Here is an 18,992-nt window from a genome sequence, read left to right as displayed (position 1 = left end):
CCTCGTGTCACAGCCCCCACCCAGTGAACGGCGCCGAGGATCTTCTCCTTGATGTGACTAGACAATCTCTGACCACGCTTTACCTTCGGCGCGTTCAAAGGGAGAAGGCAAAGCTATGCGGGATTTTCACACTCCGGGTCGGTCCGAAGTTTTGGCAACCGAAGGAATGTGCGCCACATCACATCCTCTGGCCGCGCAGGCTGCGGTGAGTATTCTCCAACAAGGCGGCAATGCCATGGACGCCGCCATAGCAGGTGCCGTGCTGCTGGGCATTTGTGAACCGCAGATGACCGGGATAGGCGGTGATTGCTTTGTTCTGTTCAATCGCGCGGGCGAAGATCAAATTCGGGCTCTGAACGGGTCTGGCCGCGCGCCAGCAGCGGCGGATGCCGATCGGTTGCGGGCCGAAGGGCTGGATTCAGTGCCATTGAACACGCCCGATGCTGTGACCATTCCCGGTGCAATTGATGCGTTTTGCCATTTGGCAGAATCCGAAGGAAAGCTTGGGCTGGACGCAATTCTACAGCCAGCCATACATTATGCCGAGGTGGGTGTCCCGGTTGCACCCCGCGTCGCCATTGATTGGAATACGGGGGCTGCCACGTTACAGGGCGCCGCGCGCAGGCACTACCTGACTGACGGCGAAGCGCCAAAAACAGGTCAGGTCTTTCGCGCGCCAGGGCAAGCCGAGGTTCTGCGCCGGATTGCACGCAATGGTCGTGACGCCTTTTATTCCGGTGAAATTGCACAGGATATGATTGACGCCCTGACAGCATTGGGTGGTGTTCACACGGCCGAGGATTTTCTGGCCACGCAATGCACAAAAACCCAGCCTGTCAGCGGAAACTACAACGGCATTGACCTTGTCGAACACCCGCCCAACGGCCAGGGTGCGACTGCAATCCTGCTTTTGAACATCCTAAAGAACTTCGATCTGGCTGGTCTTGATCCATTTGGCCCAGAAATCATCCATCTTGAGGCCGAGGCGTCAAAACTCGCCTATGACGCGCGCAATCGGTTCATTGCGGACCCCGATCACACAACCCACGCTGAACGATTCCTCGACCAGAGCGTGGCGGACAAGCTGGCCGCGTTGATTGACCCCAAGCGCGCCATACCAGCGACGGCTCCACTAACCGAGTCCATTCATAAGGACACGGTCTATATCACGGTTGTTGACCGGGATCGGATGGCTGTTTCGCTGATCTATTCCATATTTCACAGCTTCGGGTCTGGCATCGCATCGGAAAAATACGGGATTTTGCTGCAAAACCGCGGCTCAGGCTTCAACCTGAGCGCCGGTCACCCAAACGAGCTTGGCCCGGGCAAACGCCCGATGCACACGATCATTCCCGGTATGCTCAAACAGGATGGCCGTGTGCTCATGCCATTTGGCGTGATGGGCGGCACTTTTCAACCAACAGGCCACGCACGCCTATTGTCCAACCTCACGGATCATGAGTTGGGTTTGCAGGCCTCTGTGGACGCCCCGCGTGCCTTTGCTGACGGCGGCGTTCTGAAACTTGAACGCGGAATTCCGCCCAGCACATCTCAACAATTGAGCGATTTTGGGCACAACGTTCAGGTTCCAGAAACGCCACTTGGCGGAGCGCAAGCAATCCGAATCCGCACAGATGGTGTTCTGGAAGGCGCAAGCGACCCCAGAAAAGACGGTTGTGCGTTAGGTTATTGACCACCAGGGCGCGCAATCTGGCGCACAAAATTACTTAGTTCAAATTAAAGTGCAGCGGGTACGCGCCATTCTCGAAAGGACCGAACATGTCAGGAATATCAGGATGCTCAACCGGTTCCCCCGATTGGTCCGCAACCAGATTTTGTTCTGAAACATAAGCCACATAGAAGGATTGGTCGTTTTCCGCGAGCAGATGGTAAAACGGCTGATCCTTGATGGGGCGGCTGTCCTCGGGAATGGCCTGATACCACTCTTCTGTGTTGGAAAATTCCGGGTCCACGTCAAAAATCACCCCTCGGAAGGGATGCTTTTTATGGCGGACCACCTGTCCCAGGCGGTACTTGGCATTTGTCTTCAGCATTATCTCAGCCCCCAAAGATCTTACTACCTCTTTCCGGGCCGGAATGCCAATCATTGATCGGAAATTAAAGGAAACAGTCTGTGAACATCTTACTGACAGTGTTCGAAATTGTGGCGCCGGTTTTCCTGCTGGCGGGCATTGGATTCACCTGGGTCAAACTTGGTTTTGAGTACCGTTTGGAGTTTGTGACGCGCCTTGCCGTGACGCTTGCCGTGCCCAGCCTGATCTTTGTGGCGCTGATGCAAACCGAGATCCCGGCAGGAGAGTTGACCCGCTTCACACTGGCCGCAATTGCGGGTCATATTGGCCTTGCCGTGGCCTTTGGCGTTTTCGTTCGACTTTCAAACCTGGACCGTCGCACTTACCTGTCGCCGTTGATTTTCGGGAACACGGGCAATCTGGGCCTGCCGCTTTGTATTTTTGCGTTTGGACAGGCCGGTCTGGGTTTTGCAGTCATTTTCCTGGCCATTACCGCCCTGTTTTCCTTCACCTATGGAATTTACCTCGTCGCTGGAAAAGGTGCATTCGGCAAAGTTGCGCGCGAACCGATGGTTTGGGCAACCCTGCTTGGGGCCTTATTCCTATGGCAAGACTGGGAAACGCCACTGTTCCTGACCAATACGCTAGAGCTGCTGGGCCAAATGGCCATCCCTATGATGTTGATTACAGTCGGCGTGGCAATTGCAAGGCTGACGACGCGCAAATTGAGTCAGGCGATCTGGCTGTCTATCCTGAAGCTTGTGGTCTGCTTCGCCCTTGGCTGGGCAATAGCCCGATTCTTTGATCTGGACTCAACCGCCTTTGGAGTATTGGTCCTGCAGATGTGCACTCCAGTCGCGGTTACATCGTACCTACTGGCCGAGCGGTTTGACGCGGATTCGGACGCGGTTGCTGGGATGGTCATGGTTTCAACTGTGCTGTCCGTGGGCGCATTGCCTATAATACTAGCCATTGTTCTATAACGATTGTGATTTCCTAAACGCTCAATTTGCGCTAGAATAAAGAAAAAAGGCACGAGGCACATGAGCAGAATTCTTTTCGTACTCTTCGGGGTGCTGCTTTTGGCATCCTGCGGTGGCGGGTCCAAACAGCCACCGAGCAGATTGAATGACGCGTGCAGCATTGCGCGCGAACGGCCTGATTTTATCAAGGCGTTCAAAAGCACCGAACGGAAATGGGGCGTCCCAATTCACGTTCAGATGGCGACGATCTATCAGGAAAGCCGCTATAAGCACGACGCACGTACGCCGCACCAATACGTTCTGGGTGTGATCCCGATGGGCCGTCAAAGCAGCGCCTACGGTTTCAGTCAGGCGCTGGACGGCACCTGGGACGAATACCGCAAAGAGACCGGCAAGCGCCGCGCCAAGCGGGACCGCATCCGCGATGCGTCAGATTTCATCGGCTGGTACATGAATAAAAGCCAACAGCGGAACGGTATTCACCCCACAGATACGCGCAACCAGTATCTGGCGTATCACGAGGGGCACACCGGCTTTGCCCGTGGCAGCCATAACAGCAAATCCTGGCTGTTGAACGTCGCCAATGACGTGGATGCACGCGCCAAGCTCTATCAGGCGCAGCTAGCCAATTGCCGCTACTGACAGGAGTGCGGGTCAGCGATTGCCTGACCCGCTTCTTTTTGATCTGGAAAACAGATCGTTGCTGAGATTTCCGCCGGTACTCAACTGCCCCAGCAGAACGGTCGTCTGACTGCCGGCATTGTCGTGAATGACCCATTTGCGCAGCTCGATCGGGTCCCCCGTAAACATCAGTTCAATACGGCCGGATTCGGGGTTCTTTGGGTCCCGAGCGGTAACAACCGTGGCCGTCCCGTCAAAATCATGGGCAACCACCATATTCGCCTGCCCCAGATTGACGTTGCGCGCCAGCACCAGCGACAACGGCGTACGTTTTAGCGGGTACTGCTCCGGCGGTTGGTTCGATTTCGGATCAAAGATCTGCACCGTACCTGCGCGCGCCAGAACCACAGCGCTGTTAGGTGGGTCATATTCGAACCGCATCTTACCGGGGCGTTCCATCCACAGCTTTCCGGTACTCAGGGAACCGTCATCGTTAACTTGCGTAAACGTAGTCTCAACGGTTTTGAGGCCATTGAGGTAGTTTGAGATTTGGGACAACGGCAGCTTTTCAGCCGCCCAGGCCGCAGGCGCGGCGAGTGTCAAAGCAAGGGCAAAGGCAATCTGTTTCATAAGTCCCCAGATAAGCGCTCTGCCCTTGTTATTAAATATCCTATTGCTCAGGGACGAGGATTTCGCGTTTCCCGACGTGATTTGCCGACGAAACAATGCTTTCATCCTCCATTTGCTCAACAAGTCGCGCAGCTTTATTGTAGCCAATGGCAAGTTTCCGCTGAATGTACGAGGTCGAGCATTTGCGATCCTTGATCACAATCGCCACGGCCTGATCGTACAGCGCGTCTTCGCCGTTGGTGTTGCCGCCCGTGTTCAGGCCCAGAACCGCATCAATGTTGTCCGCTTTATCCTCAGATGGGCCGTCCAGCACGGTGTTCACATAGTCTGGTGGGCCGAACTGTTTTAGGTGGTTTACGATCTCTTCGACCTCTTCGTCCGACACGAACGGACCATGACAACGGGTAATCTTGGCGCCGCCGGCCATGAAAAGCATATCACCCTGCCCCAAAAGTTGCTCGGCACCCATTTCACCTAAGATCGTGCGGCTGTCGATCTTTGAGGTCACCTGGAACGAAATCCGGGTTGGGAAGTTCGCCTTGATCGTACCGGTAATCACATCGACCGACGGACGTTGCGTGGCCATGATCAGGTGAATACCCGAGGCCCGTGCCATTTGCGCCAGACGCTGGATACAGGCTTCGATCTCTTTACCTGCGACCATCATCAGGTCAGCCATCTCGTCGACGATCACGACGATGTAGGGCATCGCCTCGGGCGCGAATTCTTCGGTCTCGAACGTTGGCTCGCCGGTTTCGTCGTCGAACCCGGTCTGGACGGTGCGGCTGAACAATTCACCTTTGGCCAGCGCGTCTTTTACGCGGCCATTGTAGCCCGCAATGTTGCGCACGCCCATCTTGGACATCTTGCGATAGCGGTCTTCCATCTCGCCCACGACCCATTTCAAGGCGACAACCGCCTTCTTCGGGTCGGTCACAACGGGCGACAGCAGATGCGGAATGCCGTCATAGACGGACAGTTCCAGCATCTTGGGGTCGATCATGATCAGGCGGCATTCGTCCGGTGTCAGCTTATACAGCAGCGACAGGATCATGGTGTTGATCGCGACCGACTTACCGGAACCGGTTGTCCCCGCAATCAGCAAGTGAGGCATCTTGGCCAGGTTTGCGACCATGGATTCGCCGCCGATATCCTTGCCCAGCGCCAGTGGCAGCGCGTGGTTACCATCACCAAAATCACGGCTGGCAAGGATTTCGCGCAGCACCACCATCTCGCGGTTTTCATTGGGCAGTTCGATCCCGATCACCGAGCGCCCCGGCAGGGTCGATACACGTGCCGACAGTGCCGACATCGAGCGCGCGATATCATCGGCCAAACCGATAACCCGGCTGGCTTTCAGGCCCGGAGCAGGCTCTAGTTCGTACATGGTGACAACCGGACCGGGGCGGACGCTGGTGATCTCACCCTTGACGCCATAGTCGTCCAGCACGTTTTCCAACATGCGCGCGTTTTCTTCCAATGCCTCATCGCTGAGGTGATGGCGCTGAATGCTGGAAGGGTTGGACAGCAGGCTCAGCGGCGGCAGCTCAAAGTCCGAATGCCGGTCTTCAAAGGACAGCCCAGGTTGCGCTTCGGCCTGTGCACGACGCGACGGCGCAGGGGTGCGGCGCACGGGCTGCGCCACCACGGGTTTGCGCGGTTCGGCCACTGGAATTTTCATCGCAGGAAGCGGGGTCGGTTCGGGTTCGGGTGCGTCTTCAAATACGGCCTCATCCTCATAGACGGGCTCGGGCGCAAAATCATGATGCAGGGGTTCCTGCTGCCATTCGGGTTCAGGCTCGGCCGTCAACATCGGCTCAGGCGGCAGACCGTCCAATGTCATCGGCGGCTCGGGCGGAAGCTCCTCTCCGCCTCTGGCGTTCAGGATCAGCGGGTCCGGCCCCCGGCCACGCCCTTTGGTCAAAGGCAGGGTTGGATCGACCTCTGGCGCTACTTCACCCGCGGCCACCTTGCGATTGCGCACGGCTGCCGAAATCTTGGACTTGATACGATCTTCACCCGGCATTTCATCGAATCCGGCAACCGGTTCGCGGGCGACCAGTTCAGGTTCCGGCATGGGGTCGGCCCGGCGGATCAGGCTGGGCATACGCGCCAGCAGACCTGGTTTTGCAGGTTCGGGCTCTTCGAAATCCGGCTCTTCGAACATCGGATCGGCATACGCCATATCATCGTCAAACACCGCGTCGTTGGCCTCTGCGCGGATGGCCTTACGCTCTTCCCACTGTGCCCGGCGATCTCGTGCCGCCTGTGCGGTCACCGACGCACTGCGACCCAAGAGGTTCATCAACATGTCATAGGACATCACAAGGCCCAACAAGAAGGCACGCGCGCCTTTGCGCACGTCGGCTTTTGTGAACCCAAGGACAAATGTACCCAGCACCAGCATGCCAGCAGCCATCGCCAGCGACATCAGTTTGACCATGAAATGGGATGAGATGGGCAGCAGCGTCAGCAACGCGCCCATGACGGTATCACCAAACAAACCACCCAGCCCAAAGCTGTGGGTCGTGCGCCAGGCCTCGCCCGGCACCAAAGTCGCGGCGTAGACGGAAACGATGGCAATCCAGATCGGCGCAAAGATCAAGCGGGCCACCGCGCGGTCCTCGCCAAAATGCCCGGCAAAGCGTATGCCCCAACCGATCAGCACCATTGCGATGCTCCAGCTGCCCCAACCCACGATCATGAACAGTGGCGCGGCGATCGACGCCCCAATCCGCCCCATCCAATTCTGCACTGGCGCGTCTGTCGACACCATCCAGTTCGGATCATCCGGCGTGTAGGACCAGATCATTGCGGCTGAAGCCAGCCCCAGCAGGATCAAGGCGATCCCGATCAGTTCCTTGCTACGCCTTTCGATGGCGGCCTGGGTCGTACTGTCCAGCAATGGATCGCGGTTGCGCGCGTTATATGATGCCATTTTGCCCTCGTACCTCACGAATAGATGCAGTCACGGAGCGTAATCAGCCCCTGCCGCAACTCTGTTTTTGGGGCCACCATTGCGACCCGGATAAATTGCTCGCCCGGGTTTTGCCCCGGATCACCTTGAGAAAGATATGCGCCCGGCAAGACCCGAACACCGGTTTCCTGCCAAAGCCTTAATGTGGTTTCCTCGCCATTTTCGACTGGCAGCCATAGGAAAAACCCGGCTTCAGGCGGCATATAGCCCTGCACGCCCGCGAAAACCTCATCCGCGATCGTGTATTTTTCCTGATACAGCGCGCGGTTCTCTACAACATGCGCCTCATCTGCCCAAACTTTTGCGGCGGCAGCCTGCAAAGGCAGCGGTAAAGGCGCACCTGCGTAGTTGCGTAACTGCTTGACCCTCTTGATGGTCTCGGGACCACCGGCGATCAGGCCCGAGCGCAGACCAGCCAGATTGGACCGCTTCGACAGTGAATTGAACAAGGTGATCCGTTCCGGATCGGCCCCTAGTTCCTGCGCAACGGTCAGCACACCGGTTGGTGCCGTGTCGCGGTAAATCTCGGAATAACATTCATCCGCGAAGATACGGAAATCATAGGTTTCGGCCAGTTGGATCAGTTCGACCCAATAGTCGCGCGAGGCGACTGCGCCCTGCGGATTGGCGGGAGAACAGATATAGGCCGCCACGGTGCGGTTCAGAACGTCCTTTGGTAGCCCCGAATAGTTCGGCAAGTGACCTGTAGCGGCAGTTGCGGATACGAATACCGGCTCGGCACGAACCGACAGCGAGGCCACCATATAGACCTGGTAGAATGGATTCGGGCACAGAATGACGGGCTTTTCGCCATTTTTCTGCTCGGGGCACAGCGCCATCGCGGCGTTGTACAAACCTTCGCGCGTGCCGTTCAGCGCCATCACGTTGGTGTCGGAGTCCATCGAAACGCCATAGCGGCGATCAATCCAGTCGGTAATCGCCAACCGCAACTCGGGCGAGCCTTCGTTGGGCGGATATCCCTTAAACCCGGCCGCGTTTTCTGTGATCACATCGGTGACCCACGCCGGAAAATCATGCATCGGCGCGCCAATGGTCATGTGAATCACGTCACCACCCGGCTGGTGATGATCCAACAGGGTGCGCAAACGCGGGAATGCATATTCCGGTAGGTCCGAAAACCGTTCGGGGAAATTCATAACTACTGCCTCAATACCGGGATCATTTCGCCCCGTTTTACAGGCAGACTACAGATCACACCCGGTTTCGTCCAGACAAAGAGGTGGCGAATCAGGGGATTGTGGCATTCAGGCCAACGCCGCCTCGGCGGCTGATCCCAGCCTTAGCAGGACCTCTTCTGACCCCGGATATCCCATCATCATCACGCCACACCCGGGTATTCCGGTCGGCAGTGTCAGTGCAGCAAGTCCCATCAGATTGCCGATACGGGTGTTGCGCAGCGCCAACAGATTTTCCGTGACATAGTAGTCATGGTCATTCATCAACCGATCCAGATTCGGCGGCAAAATGGGGGCAGTCGGCGCAAGCACCGCATCAAACCCGGATGTGGCTGCATCCCATGCAGCCCGACAGGCTTTCAGCCTGGACCAGGCCGCGATGTAATCGGCACCGGTCGCGTTTTGACCCGACCGAAACCGCTCCAGTATCTCGGGATACATGGCGTCAGGGTTGGCTTCGATCACATCGCGCCACAACCCATAAGCTTCGGTCGTGTACAGAATGCCGGACAGCGCCATGGCGTCGTGCAGCTCGGGGACGTCCAGCGGAACGATCTCGGCCCCTGCCTCGGTGAGTTTTTGCAACCCATCCTCAAAGGCCTTACGCGGTTCATCCCTCAGGTCGTCCTGCGCCACAGTCTGAAGATTGGCAAAGCGGCGGCCTTTCAAGCTGGCACCGCGAAGATCAGGCGGAGAGCGCCCCTCGAGCAAGGCCAGCATCTGAGCCGCGTCCTCGACTGAGCGGGTCAGTGGGCCAACAGTGTCGAACCGCAGACACAAGGGCACTGTACCCTCAAGGCTGACGCGCCCGGCGGTGGTTTTCAGCCCGACCAGATTATTCCAGGCCGAGGGAATGCGCACCGACCCGCCCGTATCCGAACCGATCCCACAGGCGGCAAGGCCCCAGGCCACCGATGCCGCCGCGCCGGAAGAAGAGCCTCCGGATACGGCGTCTTCATCGTCGATGCACGGGGGCGTGCCAGTGATCGGGTTCAGGCCAAGGCCTGAGAAGGCCAGCTCGCTCATATGCGTCTTGCCCAGACAGACCGTGCCCATGGCGGTGGCGTTACGCACAACGACCGCGTCCATTTCGGGAACCCGGCCTTTCAGCAAGGCCGAGCCTGCCTCAGTCACTGTGCCGGCGGTGTCGAACAGATCTTTCCAGCTGATCGGCACACCATCCAGCAGGCACCGCCGTAGGCCCAGATTGGCGCGCTCCTGCGCAGCCTGTGCCTCGGCCTTGGCACGATCATGCGTAACGCGGGCATAGATCCTATCGCGGTGCGGATGCGCGTCGATGGCGGCCAGATAGGTCTCGGTCAATTCAACCGGATCGATCTGTCCCATGCCGATACCCCGACCCAGATCACACGCCGTCATGGTCAGCCAGTCCTGCATCCCTGCCCCCTTGCGAAAAAAGCACTTTGAGGGACGGTAGCGACAGGACCGCACATGGACAATCCCGAAAGGGCGCGCATATTGCAGGCATGGAACACAACTCGGATATCCTGATTGTAGGCGGCGGCCTGAACGGCCCGGCACTGGCTCTGGCACTGGCCCAGACAGGGCATTCCGTCACCGTTATCGACGCATTGGCCGAAAAAGCGCGGAAAAACGCGGCTTTTGACGGGCGCGCTTATGCGCTGGCGCTGGCCTCGCAGCGGTTGCTGGATGCAGTTGGCGTCTGGGACAAGGTGACAGAACATGCCCAACCCATGCTTGAGATCAAGGTCACTGATGGACATTCTGGTGCAGGCCCATCCCCGTTTTTCCTGCATTTTGACCATGCGGAGATTGAAGAAGGCCCGATGGGCTACATGGTCGAAGACCGCCACCTGCGCCGCGCCTTTCTGGATACAATGGCCGAACAGGACAGCATCACGCAGATCAGCGGCAAAACCGTTGTCGCGCAGGCATCTGATGATACCGGCGTAACGCTGACGCTGGATGATGGGACGACCCTGACCGGCGGATTGTTGGTTGGCTGTGATGGACGCCGCAGTGGCACCGCCGCGCGCGCCGGGATCAAGCGCACCGGCTGGGATTACGGCCAAACCGCGCTGGTGTGTGCCATCGAGCATGACCTGCCCCACAATGGCGTGGCGCATCAGTTCTTCATGCCCCCCGGCCCTTTGGCGATTCTGCCGCTGACTGGCAATCGCAGCTCGATCGTCTGGAGCGAACGCTCTGAGATGGCCAAACGCATCAACGCCATGCCCGAGGCGGATTACCTGCAGGTATTGCGTCCGCGATTTGGTGATTTTCTGGGGGACATCCGCCTTCAGGGCGACCGTTTCACTTATCCGCTAAACCTGACCATCGCCAATTCCTTCATCGGTGACCGTATGGCGCTAGTAGGCGACGCTGCCCACGGCATGCACCCTATCGCAGGTCAGGGTTTGAATGCAGGTCTTCGCGATGTCGGTGCACTGGCCGAAGTTCTGACACTGGCTGGACGGCGCGGCGAGGATATCGCATCAGTCCTGGTACTGGAACGCTATCAGGAATGGCGGCGGTTCGACACGGCGGCGCTGGCCATGGCGACCGATGTGTTCAACAAGCTGTTTTCGAACGACAACCCGATACTGCGCTTCGGGCGCGACATCGGGATGGAGATCGTCGGTTCTATGCCAGGACTACGTCGCGGATTTGTACGCGAGGCCGCCGGATTGACCGGAGATCTGCCGAAACTGCTGCAAGGGCGCGCGATTTAGTCTAGCTGCCGGGCTTCGTCCACCAGCATCACCGGGATACCGTTGCGGATTGGAAAGGCTAGATTGGCAGATTTGGACACCAGTTCCTGCTTTTCGGCGTCGTAGTGCAAGGTGGTGTGCGTCTGCGGACAGATCAGCGCCTCAAGCATGTGGCGATCAAAGGGGTGTTCAGCTTCGGTCATTGAAGTTTTTCCTCGCTCGATCCGCCGCGCATGGCGAATTCAATCAATGTCACCAATGTCTCGCGGCGCGTGCGAAGGCAAGGTGCCTCAAGCAGCGCCTGTTTCTCTTCGGGATCAAAATCCAGCAGCATCGACAGGGAATTCACCAGTAGCTCGTCATCGGCGTCCTTCAACGTGTCCCAGTCGGTCGAAAGCTGGCGGGAAGAAAAAAACCGTTCAAGCAGATCCAAAAATCGCGAGCGATCGAACGCATTGTCTGCCTCGGCCTTGCCGAGATCGCGGTCAAACCCGCCCCATGAAACTGCACAGCGGCGATAAGGCGTAAACGCATCCAACTCGGACTTGATCCGAAAACGCGAGACACCGGACAGTGTAATCAGGTACCGACCGTCTTCGGTTTCAGAGAACTGCGTCACACGCCCGGCACAGCCGATTTGATGCAGTTTGCTTTCGTTGGACTGACATGGGTTCGGCTGGATCATACCGATCAGCCGTTCAGGCGTTTTCAGCGCGTCGTCCAGCATTTGCAGGTAGCGCGGCTCAAAAATATGTAGCGGCAAGCGAGACCGGGGCAGCAAAAGCGCCCCGGGCAATGGGAAAACGGATACCGTCTCCGGCAGGTCAGCGGGATGCATCATGTACCCGAGTGTAGCCCTGATCAGGATTTAGGCAAATATCATCGAGCTGAGCTTGCGCCGCCCGTTCAGAACAATCGGATCATTGGCCTTCAGCGCGTCGAAAATGGTGAACAACTGTGCCTTTGCCGCGCTATCATTCCATTCGCGGTCGCGGCGGAACAGTTCCAGCAATTGCGTTACAGCCTCTTCAACTTCACCATTGGCGTGCAGCGCCTGCGCAAGATCGAACCGCGCCTGATGATTGTCGGCATCCGCCTCGACCGCTGCTTTCAGCTCACCCACTGGGCCTGCATCGGCCGCTTGCTTCGCCAGCTCAAGCTGGGCATGGGCTGCCTCAACCTCGGCCGAGGTTGAAATCTCTGCGGGTGCGCCGTTCAAAATGGCCTCGGCCTGCTCCAGATCGCCTGCTGCAATATGGGCACGTACCAGGCCGCCATAAGCTGCAGCGTGGTTTGGGTCTTCTCCCAGAATGGCGGAAAAGGTCTGCGCGGCATCCACAGCTGCGCCATCGGCCAGCATTTCTTCGGCGGCCTGAACAGCGTCATCCAGTTGTCCGCCGGGGCTTTCACCACCTGCGGCCTCAATTACTCGGTCCACGAACGCCTTGATCTCGGACCCTGGAACAGCACCCTGAAACCCATCAACCGGCTGTCCTTTATGGAACGCGTACACCGTCGGAATCGACTGAACGCGCATTTGTGAGGCGATCATCTGCGCCTCATCCACGTTGATCTTGACCATCTTCACCGCCCCTTTGGCGGCGGTCACGGCCTCTTCCAACAGCGGTCCCAGCGTTTTGCACGGACCACACCATGGGGCCCAGAAATCCACGATCACAGGGGTTTCCTGCGAGGCCTCGACGACATCGGCCATAAAGGTGGCCTCGGATCCGTCCTTGATCAGATCGGCGGTATCAGGTCCGGCTGCGGCGTTCAGAAGGTCCATGGCATTTACTCTTTCGTTCGAATTTGGCCCCTATATGCAACTGCAAAGGGCAGAAACCAAGGGGAGAGTTGCAGGGTCAAAGGTCGAATGTCGCAAAGACCGGTGCGTGGTCGCTGGGTTTTTCCCACCCGCGCGCATCGCGCAGAACGCGGCTGGAGTGCCCTGCGTTCGAGATATCCTGCGTGGCCCAGACATGATCCAGACGCCGCCCCTTGTCGGCTGCGTCCCAATCGCGGGCGCGGTAGGACCACCAACTGTACAGCTGCCCCTCGGGGATGTTCTGACGGGTTATGTCCACCCATCCGCCCGCGTCCTGCGTTTCGGCCAGGTGTTCAACCTCGATCGGTGTGTGCGAAACGACCTTGAGCAGTTTTTTGTGCGACCAGACGTCATCCTCGCGCGGGGCGATATTCAGATCGCCAACCAGAATGGATTTTTCAGGTTTTTCAGCGTTGAACCAGTCGCGCATATCCGTGAGATAGTCGAGCTTCTGCCCGAACTTCTCGTTCTTTTCACGGTCCGGGATGTCGCCACCGGCGGGGACGTAGAAATTGTGGATCGTCACGCCGTTTTCCAACCGCCCAGCGATGTGGCGCGCGTGACCGAGACCGGCGAAATCCTTGTCACCGACCTCTTCCATCGGCAGGCGCGACAGGATGGCGACGCCGTTATACCCCTTCTGGCCCCTTGCAACCATGTGGGTGTACCCCAATTCGGCAAATCCTTCGGTTGGGATCTTCTCAACCGGCGACTTGCACTCCTGCAAACACAATACATCGGGAGCTTCTTCCTGCAGCAATTTCAGCACGATAGGCTCGCGCAGGCGGACCGAGTTGATGTTCCAGGTGGCAAGTGTAAAGGGCATGGGGGATTCCTCTGTCGCGGTTGGGCGGAGGTTAGCGTGGTGTGGATTGGGGTGCCATGGAAAAAGATCACCGAAGGGGCGTGGATTATTCGGTGGCGGTTAAGCGGACAGAGTTTCCATTCGCTGCGACTACGTAGACGTCTGTATTTAGACAGTCATTTAGTCAATCGTTGATTTGGTTGTCCAATCTGAATTCGTTGGAGCTATCTGTGCCTATGTGCAAAGTCTGCCTCTAAGCATGACATAACCTTCGACGGCACATCGGGGAACTTATTTCCAAATGCCTTTACTATCTGCCCGCGCCAATCAAACGCTGGCCGCGAGTCACCATTGTTTCGAGTTTGCAGCAAAAAAGCTTTCTCTAGGTTGCGGAAGTCGTCAGAGATGCCTTCGAGTGCCGCCAATAACACCTTAGACTTGCTGTCACCGAAGTGCTCTTCGACATCAACCCAGCGTTGGGAATGCCAGAACAAATATCCCGGATTTTGACCGCTTGTGGTCAATGAACTCCTACTTGAATGCTTGCAGACTTCCAAAGCCTTTGACAGTTCTTCAGTGGAAAAGGCAGGTCCTTTTTCCTCTTTGGTCATTTTAGTGAGTCCATAAAAGTCGATGCTGTTTTTGAATTCTCAGACCGTCGCTCAAAGCTCGATTGCCGTCAAAGGTTTTGTGTTCGGCTGTACCGACTGCCGTTCGTGGATCATGTTGAATCTAGTAAGTTTGGGCTCAAAGCAGACTTCAAATCCCCTCTGACTACAAAAAAAAGGCCGGGCCATAAGGCCCGGCAGTCCAACAGGGAGGTGCATGTCATAACCCGGACATGCGCGGGTTGGGAGTACTCTAATTACACATCCAGAGTATCACTTTGATCCACGTCAATCCACCCGGAGTTACGAGACCAAGCGATATCCGCCCGATTCTGTGACCAAAAGGCGCGCGTTCGATGGGTCGGGTTCGATCTTTTGGCGCAGACGATAGATGTGGGTTTCCAGCGTATGTGTGGTGACACCGGCGTTATAGCCCCAGACCTCGTGCAGCAGAACGTCGCGGGCGACCACGCCATCTGCCGAGCGGTACAGGAACTTGAGAATGTTGGTTTCTTTTTCGGTCAGGCGGATCTTGCGATCCTCTTCGGTGATCAACATCTTCATCGCCGGCTTGAAGGTATACGGCCCCAGTACAAAGACCGCGTCCTCGGATTGTTCATGCTGGCGCAGCTGCGCGCGGATGCGGGCTAGCAGGACCGGAAATTTGAACGGCTTAGAGACGTAATCATTGGCACCGGCATCCAAACCCAGAATGGTATCTGCGTCGCTGTCATGGCCGGTCAGCATCAGGATCGGGCTTTTGACGCCTTGTTTGCGCATCAGACGGCACAGCTCACGACCGTCCGTATCCGGCAGACCGACGTCCAGAATGACCAGATCGTAAATCGCCTCGCGTGCGCGCTCCATGGCGGATTGACCGTCTGCCGCTTCGAACACGTCGAAATCCTCGGTCATCACGAGTTGCTCGCTGAGCGCCTCGCGCAGATCTTCATCGTCATCCACCAGCAGGATTTTCTTGAGCTGAGCCATGTCCGGTCCTCCTAAGCCTTTTCCACCATTTGCGTGCGAAATGTGCAATCAACAAGATTTACTGCAATGGTCTCACGCCCTCGTGTCTGACGCAGAGGAATTGTTTCACTTTTTCTTCCGTTCGGGGTAGATGAAGACCAACACGTTATAGGGTAACATAGATGAGTCTTATCCCCGATATCTCGGAATTGCTGGCACGGGCCCGCGCAGACCTGCGCATGGGCGTTCCAGTCGTATTGACTGATGACAGCGGGTTCAGCGTCATAGCGATAGCGTCTGAGACATTAAGCGCGCAACGGCTGGCCGACCTACGGAACTTCGAAGGTCAGCCCGTGGTCGCGATCACCGTAAGGCGGGCAGAAACGCTGAAGGCACGTGCCTATGATGGCGACCTCGCGCGGGTAGTCATCCCATCGGATACCGACATCGCATGGGTTCAGGCGGTCGCCGATCCCTCGGATGATTTGAATACCCCGATGAAAGGCCCCCTGATGTCCGAGCGTCAGGGTAGCGCCAATCTGCACCGTATTGCCATCGCTTTGACGAAGTCCGCACGCCTCTTGCCGGCCGCCGTGGTGGTTCCCATTGATGACGGTCGCGATTTTGCGGTGGCACACGGCCTGACCTGCATCGACCACACCCGCGCTGCACCGCATCTGGCAGATCGAAGCGCCCTGCACGCGATTGCCGCCGCGCGCCTGCCGATGGAAGTGTCCGAGGCCGGTCGGCTGCACGTTTTCCGCCCAGAAGATGGCGGAGAAGAGCACTATGCCGTAGAAATAGGGCGTCCGGACCGAAGCAAGCCTGTGCTGGCCCGTTTGCATTCGGCTTGTTTTACGGGTGATTTGATGGGCAGCTTGAAATGCGATTGCGGGCCCCAACTGCGCGGAGCGCTGGCCCAGATGGGGTCTGAAGGCGCTGGTGTGTTGCTGTATCTCAATCAGGAGGGACGCGGTATCGGCCTTGCCAACAAAATGCGGGCCTATTTCCTGCAGGATCAGGGTTTTGATACGGTCGAGGCCAATCACCGATTGGGGTTCGAAGACGATGAACGTGATTTCCGACTGGGATCGGACATTCTGAAAGAACTTGGGTTTTCGTCGGTTCGATTGCTGACAAATAACCCGGCGAAAATCGCGATGATGGAAAAAACCGGCATCGCAGTGACCGAAAGGGTGCCGCTGAAAGTGGGTGAAACAGCCCACAACCGGGGGTATCTGGCCACCAAGGCCGCAAAGTCGGGCCATTTGCTGTGACCCCTGACGATCTGGTGCTTACACCACGCGGCGTCCGGTTTGCCGGTCGCCTCTTTCCCTGTTCGGTCGGAAAAGGAGGCCTGACAGATGACAAGCACGAAGGCGATGGGGCAACCCCAATTGGGGTACACCACATTGTCGGTATGCTGTTTCGACCAGATAGAATCGCAGCCCCGGCCTCATGGGCTATCCCAATAGGCCCCGGCGACCTTTGGTCTGATGACAGCGCGGACCGCCAGTACAATCAGATGGTCAGCGCGCCCTACGCGCCCGGCCACGAAAAGCTGCGGCGCGCGGACCCCCTGTACGATCTTGTCCTGATCACCGACTGGAACTGGCCTAACTCTGTGTCAGACCGGGGATCAGCCATTTTCATTCACCAATGGAGACGCCCCGGCTACCCGACCGAGGGCTGCGTCGCGTTTCGCCGAGACCATCTGCATTGGATCGCACGTAGAATTTCCCCCGGAACGCGTCTGATTATCCCGCAGGTTTGACCCGCTCGCCAAAGATGGCGGACCCCACGCGCACGTGGGTGGCACCCAACGCAATCGCCTGCTCGAAATCACCGCTCATCCCCATCGACAAGCCCGGCAACCCGTTGCGTTCAGCAATTTTGGCCAGCAACGCAAAATGCAGCGAGGGTTCTTCTTCAACTGGTGGAATTGCCATCAATCCCTGAACCGGCAAATCCAGTTCGCGGCACTCGGCGATGAAGGCGTCCGCATCTGCCGGCATGATCCCTGCTTTCTGTTCTTCTTCTCCAGTATTGACCTGGATGAACAGATCCGGACATTGGCCAAGCTCTTGCGCCAGCCGCGCCAGTGTTCTGGCCAACTTGGGCCGATCCACCGAGTGAACCGCGTTGAACAGTTCCATTGCCTGCCGGGCCTTGTTGGTTTGCAGCGGCCCGATCAGATGCAAATCTATCCCTGAGAATTGCTCCTTAAAGCCCGGCCATTTTTCAGCCGCTTCCTGCACGCGGTTTTCCCCGAAACAGCGGTGGCCCTGGCCTAGCACAGCCTCAACACGTTCATTCGGCTGGACCTTTGAAACCGCGATCAGCTTTGTCGAACCCGCAAGTCGTCCGGCGGCGGATTCGGCCTTGGCGATGCGGGCAGTGATGTCGTGCAGCGACATGGATTTCCTCTCTCTGCTTTGAGGGCAGAAAAACACCAAGTCCACGCAAAAGAAAAGGGCAGGTCCGAAGACCTGCCCTTAAACTTTGTGGTTTAGATCAACTTAGAAGTTGAACTGAGCACCGAAGTCAGCACGGACGCGGCTGTCGCCGTCGCCACGCTTCTCGCTGCCAACACCACCGCGCAGCGATGCACCGCCACCCAGGTCGTACTTGACGCCGATACCATATTCTTGCTGGTCGTCATCCGCCGAACCGTCACCGTAAGCGAAGGTCAGAGTGGTTGCTGCGCCAACATTGTAGGCAGCCGACAGACCGTATGCGGTGCCGTTGCGAGCGTCGTTTACAACGTCATCGTCAGCTACGAACACAGTACCCGAGAAGTCACCGAATTCTGCGCCCAGGGTCAGAACGGTCAGCGACTGCTTTTCGCTGCTGCTGTTCACGTTCGCCTTGGTCTGACCATAGGCCAGTGCAGCGGTGATGTTGTTGAAGTTGTAGGTTACGCTAACGTCCCAACGGTCCGCATCCTGCGGAACATTGTCAAAAGCAATGGTTGCTTGGTCGTACGATGCGCCGAACGCGAAATCACCAACTGCGTACTGGAAGAACACAGCGTTCGCACCGGAACCGGTCGAGGTGTAGGACAGGAAGCTATAGTCAACGCCCGAGTACTGGCCGATGAAGCTTTCCAGGCCTGGCTCGTTACCGTAGTAGTTTGCCAGGTTGTCGAACGAACCAGCAACGTTGCCAGCGTCAACACGCAGACCACCGTAGATGACCGAGAAGCGTGCGCCGTTCAGGCCAGCCGAACCGGCTTCGCCGTTGCCAGCGTTTTCGTCAGCTTGCAGACGAACACGAGCCGAGAACTCAACGCCGCCATCGGTTTCTGTGCTACCGTCGATGTTCAGGCGGAAGCGCGAGACCAGGATGGTGTTATCGGTGTCGACGGTTGCGGTGCCATCGGCAACGATGTCGCCGTTTGCATCGGTGGTGAAGTTGTCAACAGTACCGGTACGGTCCTCTTGGTAACCAATACCAAAACGACCATAGCCGCTGAATTTAACGTCGGCCGCTGCAACACTTGCGGTTGCGATCAGAGCGGTCGATGCGAAGAGAACTTTTTTCATCTTGTTTCCCTCGGTTTCAAAAGTTTTTCTACTCGACACATGCCTCAGCACATGTCTCAGCACGGGAACCGTTTCGCTCGGATTACCCCCAAAGCGCAAGCTTGCCT

General features: G+C 57.5%; 19 protein-coding genes. 6 read left to right on the top strand and 13 right to left on the bottom strand.

Annotated elements, in window-relative coordinates; all coding sequences use genetic code 11:
- Positions 1-115 precede the first annotated feature (115 nt).
- Positions 116-1,693: a gamma-glutamyltransferase family protein gene (locus AC2FIS_RS14890; protein WP_496774120.1), complete on the top strand. Its 1,578-nt coding sequence runs from the start codon at positions 116-118 to the stop codon at positions 1,691-1,693.
- Between the two features lie 34 nt (positions 1,694-1,727).
- On the opposite strand, the gene hspQ is transcribed toward AC2FIS_RS14890, so the two are convergent.
- Entirely contained in the window at positions 1,728-2,054 is a 327-nt protein-coding gene (gene hspQ / locus AC2FIS_RS14885; RefSeq protein WP_108861127.1) for a heat shock protein HspQ, read from the bottom strand.
- Positions 2,055-2,134: 80 nt separating this feature from the next.
- On the opposite strand from hspQ, the gene AC2FIS_RS14880 reads away from it, so the two are divergent.
- Positions 2,135-3,016: an AEC family transporter gene (locus AC2FIS_RS14880; protein WP_496774118.1), complete on the top strand. Its 882-nt coding sequence runs from the start codon at positions 2,135-2,137 to the stop codon at positions 3,014-3,016.
- 60 nt (positions 3,017-3,076) lie between these two features.
- Positions 3,077-3,658 (top strand): transglycosylase SLT domain-containing protein, encoded by a 582-nt coding sequence (locus tag AC2FIS_RS14875; protein WP_058279757.1) that lies wholly within the window; start codon positions 3,077-3,079, stop codon positions 3,656-3,658.
- A gap of 12 nt (positions 3,659-3,670) precedes the next feature.
- On the opposite strand, the gene AC2FIS_RS14870 is transcribed toward AC2FIS_RS14875, so the two are convergent.
- The 4 genes from AC2FIS_RS14870 to AC2FIS_RS14855 form a co-directional block, all read right to left on the bottom strand.
- On the bottom strand, positions 3,671-4,267 hold the full coding sequence (locus tag AC2FIS_RS14870; RefSeq protein ID WP_108861125.1) for a LolA family protein: 597 nt from the start codon (positions 4,265-4,267) through the stop codon (positions 3,671-3,673).
- A gap of 40 nt (positions 4,268-4,307) precedes the next feature.
- Entirely contained in the window at positions 4,308-7,205 is a 2,898-nt protein-coding gene (locus AC2FIS_RS14865) for a DNA translocase FtsK 4TM domain-containing protein (protein WP_496722027.1), read from the bottom strand.
- 14 nt (positions 7,206-7,219) lie between these two features.
- On the bottom strand, positions 7,220-8,401 hold the full coding sequence (locus tag AC2FIS_RS14860; protein WP_496774116.1) for an aminotransferase class I/II-fold pyridoxal phosphate-dependent enzyme: 1,182 nt from the start codon (positions 8,399-8,401) through the stop codon (positions 7,220-7,222).
- 108 nt (positions 8,402-8,509) lie between these two features.
- Positions 8,510-9,838 carry an amidase gene (locus AC2FIS_RS14855; RefSeq protein WP_496774115.1) on the bottom strand — a complete coding sequence of 443 codons (1,329 nt, stop codon included), beginning with the start codon at positions 9,836-9,838 and terminating at the stop codon, positions 8,510-8,512.
- A gap of 89 nt (positions 9,839-9,927) precedes the next feature.
- On the opposite strand from AC2FIS_RS14855, the gene AC2FIS_RS14850 reads away from it, so the two are divergent.
- Positions 9,928-11,154, top strand: coding sequence for an FAD-dependent monooxygenase (locus tag AC2FIS_RS14850; RefSeq protein WP_496774114.1), 1,227 nt, complete (start codon positions 9,928-9,930; stop codon positions 11,152-11,154).
- On the opposite strand, the gene AC2FIS_RS14845 is transcribed toward AC2FIS_RS14850, so the two are convergent.
- The 6 genes from AC2FIS_RS14845 to AC2FIS_RS14820 form a co-directional block, all read right to left on the bottom strand.
- Positions 11,151-11,336, bottom strand: a complete 186-nt coding sequence (locus AC2FIS_RS14845; RefSeq protein ID WP_496774113.1) for a Trm112 family protein — start codon at positions 11,334-11,336, stop codon at positions 11,151-11,153. The two genes, AC2FIS_RS14850 and AC2FIS_RS14845, sit on opposite strands and share 4 nt — an antisense overlap.
- Positions 11,333-11,974 carry an LON peptidase substrate-binding domain-containing protein gene (locus tag AC2FIS_RS14840; protein WP_282152975.1) on the bottom strand — a complete coding sequence of 214 codons (642 nt, stop codon included), beginning with the start codon at positions 11,972-11,974 and terminating at the stop codon, positions 11,333-11,335. The genes AC2FIS_RS14845 and AC2FIS_RS14840 overlap by 4 nt, the downstream gene beginning before the upstream one ends.
- 27 nt (positions 11,975-12,001) lie before the next feature.
- Positions 12,002-12,919 (bottom strand): thioredoxin, encoded by a 918-nt coding sequence (gene trxA, locus AC2FIS_RS14835; RefSeq protein WP_496774111.1) that lies wholly within the window; start codon positions 12,917-12,919, stop codon positions 12,002-12,004.
- 76 nt (positions 12,920-12,995) lie between these two features.
- Positions 12,996-13,784, bottom strand: a complete 789-nt coding sequence (locus AC2FIS_RS14830) for an exodeoxyribonuclease III (RefSeq protein WP_496774110.1) — start codon at positions 13,782-13,784, stop codon at positions 12,996-12,998.
- Positions 13,785-13,987: 203 nt separating this feature from the next.
- Positions 13,988-14,374: a hypothetical protein gene (locus AC2FIS_RS14825; protein ID WP_058279749.1), complete on the bottom strand. Its 387-nt coding sequence runs from the start codon at positions 14,372-14,374 to the stop codon at positions 13,988-13,990.
- A 300-nt stretch (positions 14,375-14,674) separates the two neighbouring features.
- Positions 14,675-15,361: a response regulator transcription factor gene (locus AC2FIS_RS14820; protein ID WP_058272567.1), complete on the bottom strand. Its 687-nt coding sequence runs from the start codon at positions 15,359-15,361 to the stop codon at positions 14,675-14,677.
- 161 nt (positions 15,362-15,522) lie between these two features.
- Here AC2FIS_RS14820 and ribA point away from each other — a divergent pair, with 161 nt between their 5' ends.
- A complete protein-coding gene (gene ribA, locus AC2FIS_RS14815) occupies positions 15,523-16,617 on the top strand; it encodes a GTP cyclohydrolase II (RefSeq protein WP_496774109.1) in 1,095 nt (364 codons plus the stop codon).
- Positions 16,614-17,114: a L,D-transpeptidase family protein gene (locus AC2FIS_RS14810; protein ID WP_496774108.1), complete on the top strand. Its 501-nt coding sequence runs from the start codon at positions 16,614-16,616 to the stop codon at positions 17,112-17,114. Before ribA ends, AC2FIS_RS14810 begins: the two co-directional genes overlap by 4 nt.
- On the opposite strand, the gene AC2FIS_RS14805 is transcribed toward AC2FIS_RS14810, so the two are convergent.
- Together AC2FIS_RS14805 and AC2FIS_RS14800 are read right to left on the bottom strand one after the other, a co-directional pair.
- Positions 17,098-17,757 carry a YggS family pyridoxal phosphate-dependent enzyme gene (locus AC2FIS_RS14805; RefSeq protein WP_496774107.1) on the bottom strand — a complete coding sequence of 220 codons (660 nt, stop codon included), beginning with the start codon at positions 17,755-17,757 and terminating at the stop codon, positions 17,098-17,100. The genes AC2FIS_RS14810 and AC2FIS_RS14805 overlap by 17 nt on opposite strands.
- Before the next feature lie 102 nt (positions 17,758-17,859).
- On the bottom strand, positions 17,860-18,885 hold the full coding sequence (locus AC2FIS_RS14800) for a porin (RefSeq protein WP_496774105.1): 1,026 nt from the start codon (positions 18,883-18,885) through the stop codon (positions 17,860-17,862).
- Between the last annotated feature and the right edge of the window lie 107 nt (positions 18,886-18,992).

The sequence above is a fragment of the Ruegeria sp. CDSB113 genome, from assembly GCF_059611045.1.
Note: the sequence above shows the minus strand (reverse complement) of the source record. Positions and strands in the feature narration are given on the sequence as shown.

Bases quoted from the DNA above. Each gene is read 5' to 3' on its own strand.
- hspQ (WP_108861127.1), bottom strand. From the start codon at position 2,054: ATGCTGAAGACAAATGCCAAGTACCGCCTGGGACAGGTGGTCCGCCAT.
- AC2FIS_RS14830 (WP_496774110.1), bottom strand. From the start codon at position 13,784: ATGCCCTTTACACTTGCCACCTGGAACATCAACTCGGTCCGCCTGCGC.
- AC2FIS_RS14860 (WP_496774116.1), bottom strand. From the start codon at position 8,401: ATGAATTTCCCCGAACGGTTTTCGGACCTACCGGAATATGCATTCCCG.
- ribA (WP_496774109.1), top strand. From the start codon at position 15,523: ATGAGTCTTATCCCCGATATCTCGGAATTGCTGGCACGGGCCCGCGCA.
- AC2FIS_RS14845 (WP_496774113.1), bottom strand. From the start codon at position 11,336: ATGACCGAAGCTGAACACCCCTTTGATCGCCACATGCTTGAGGCGCTG.
- trxA (WP_496774111.1), bottom strand. From the start codon at position 12,919: ATGGACCTTCTGAACGCCGCAGCCGGACCTGATACCGCCGATCTGATC.
- AC2FIS_RS14800 (WP_496774105.1), bottom strand. From the start codon at position 18,885: ATGAAAAAAGTTCTCTTCGCATCGACCGCTCTGATCGCAACCGCAAGT.
- AC2FIS_RS14890 (WP_496774120.1), top strand. From the start codon at position 116: ATGCGGGATTTTCACACTCCGGGTCGGTCCGAAGTTTTGGCAACCGAA.
- AC2FIS_RS14870 (WP_108861125.1), bottom strand. From the start codon at position 4,267: ATGAAACAGATTGCCTTTGCCCTTGCTTTGACACTCGCCGCGCCTGCG.
- AC2FIS_RS14825 (WP_058279749.1), bottom strand. From the start codon at position 14,374: ATGACCAAAGAGGAAAAAGGACCTGCCTTTTCCACTGAAGAACTGTCA.
- AC2FIS_RS14855 (WP_496774115.1), bottom strand. From the start codon at position 9,838: ATGCAGGACTGGCTGACCATGACGGCGTGTGATCTGGGTCGGGGTATC.
- AC2FIS_RS14865 (WP_496722027.1), bottom strand. From the start codon at position 7,205: ATGGCATCATATAACGCGCGCAACCGCGATCCATTGCTGGACAGTACG.
- AC2FIS_RS14850 (WP_496774114.1), top strand. From the start codon at position 9,928: ATGGAACACAACTCGGATATCCTGATTGTAGGCGGCGGCCTGAACGGC.
- AC2FIS_RS14820 (WP_058272567.1), bottom strand. From the start codon at position 15,361: ATGGCTCAGCTCAAGAAAATCCTGCTGGTGGATGACGATGAAGATCTG.
- AC2FIS_RS14805 (WP_496774107.1), bottom strand. From the start codon at position 17,757: ATGTCGCTGCACGACATCACTGCCCGCATCGCCAAGGCCGAATCCGCC.
- AC2FIS_RS14840 (WP_282152975.1), bottom strand. From the start codon at position 11,974: ATGATGCATCCCGCTGACCTGCCGGAGACGGTATCCGTTTTCCCATTG.
- AC2FIS_RS14875 (WP_058279757.1), top strand. From the start codon at position 3,077: ATGAGCAGAATTCTTTTCGTACTCTTCGGGGTGCTGCTTTTGGCATCC.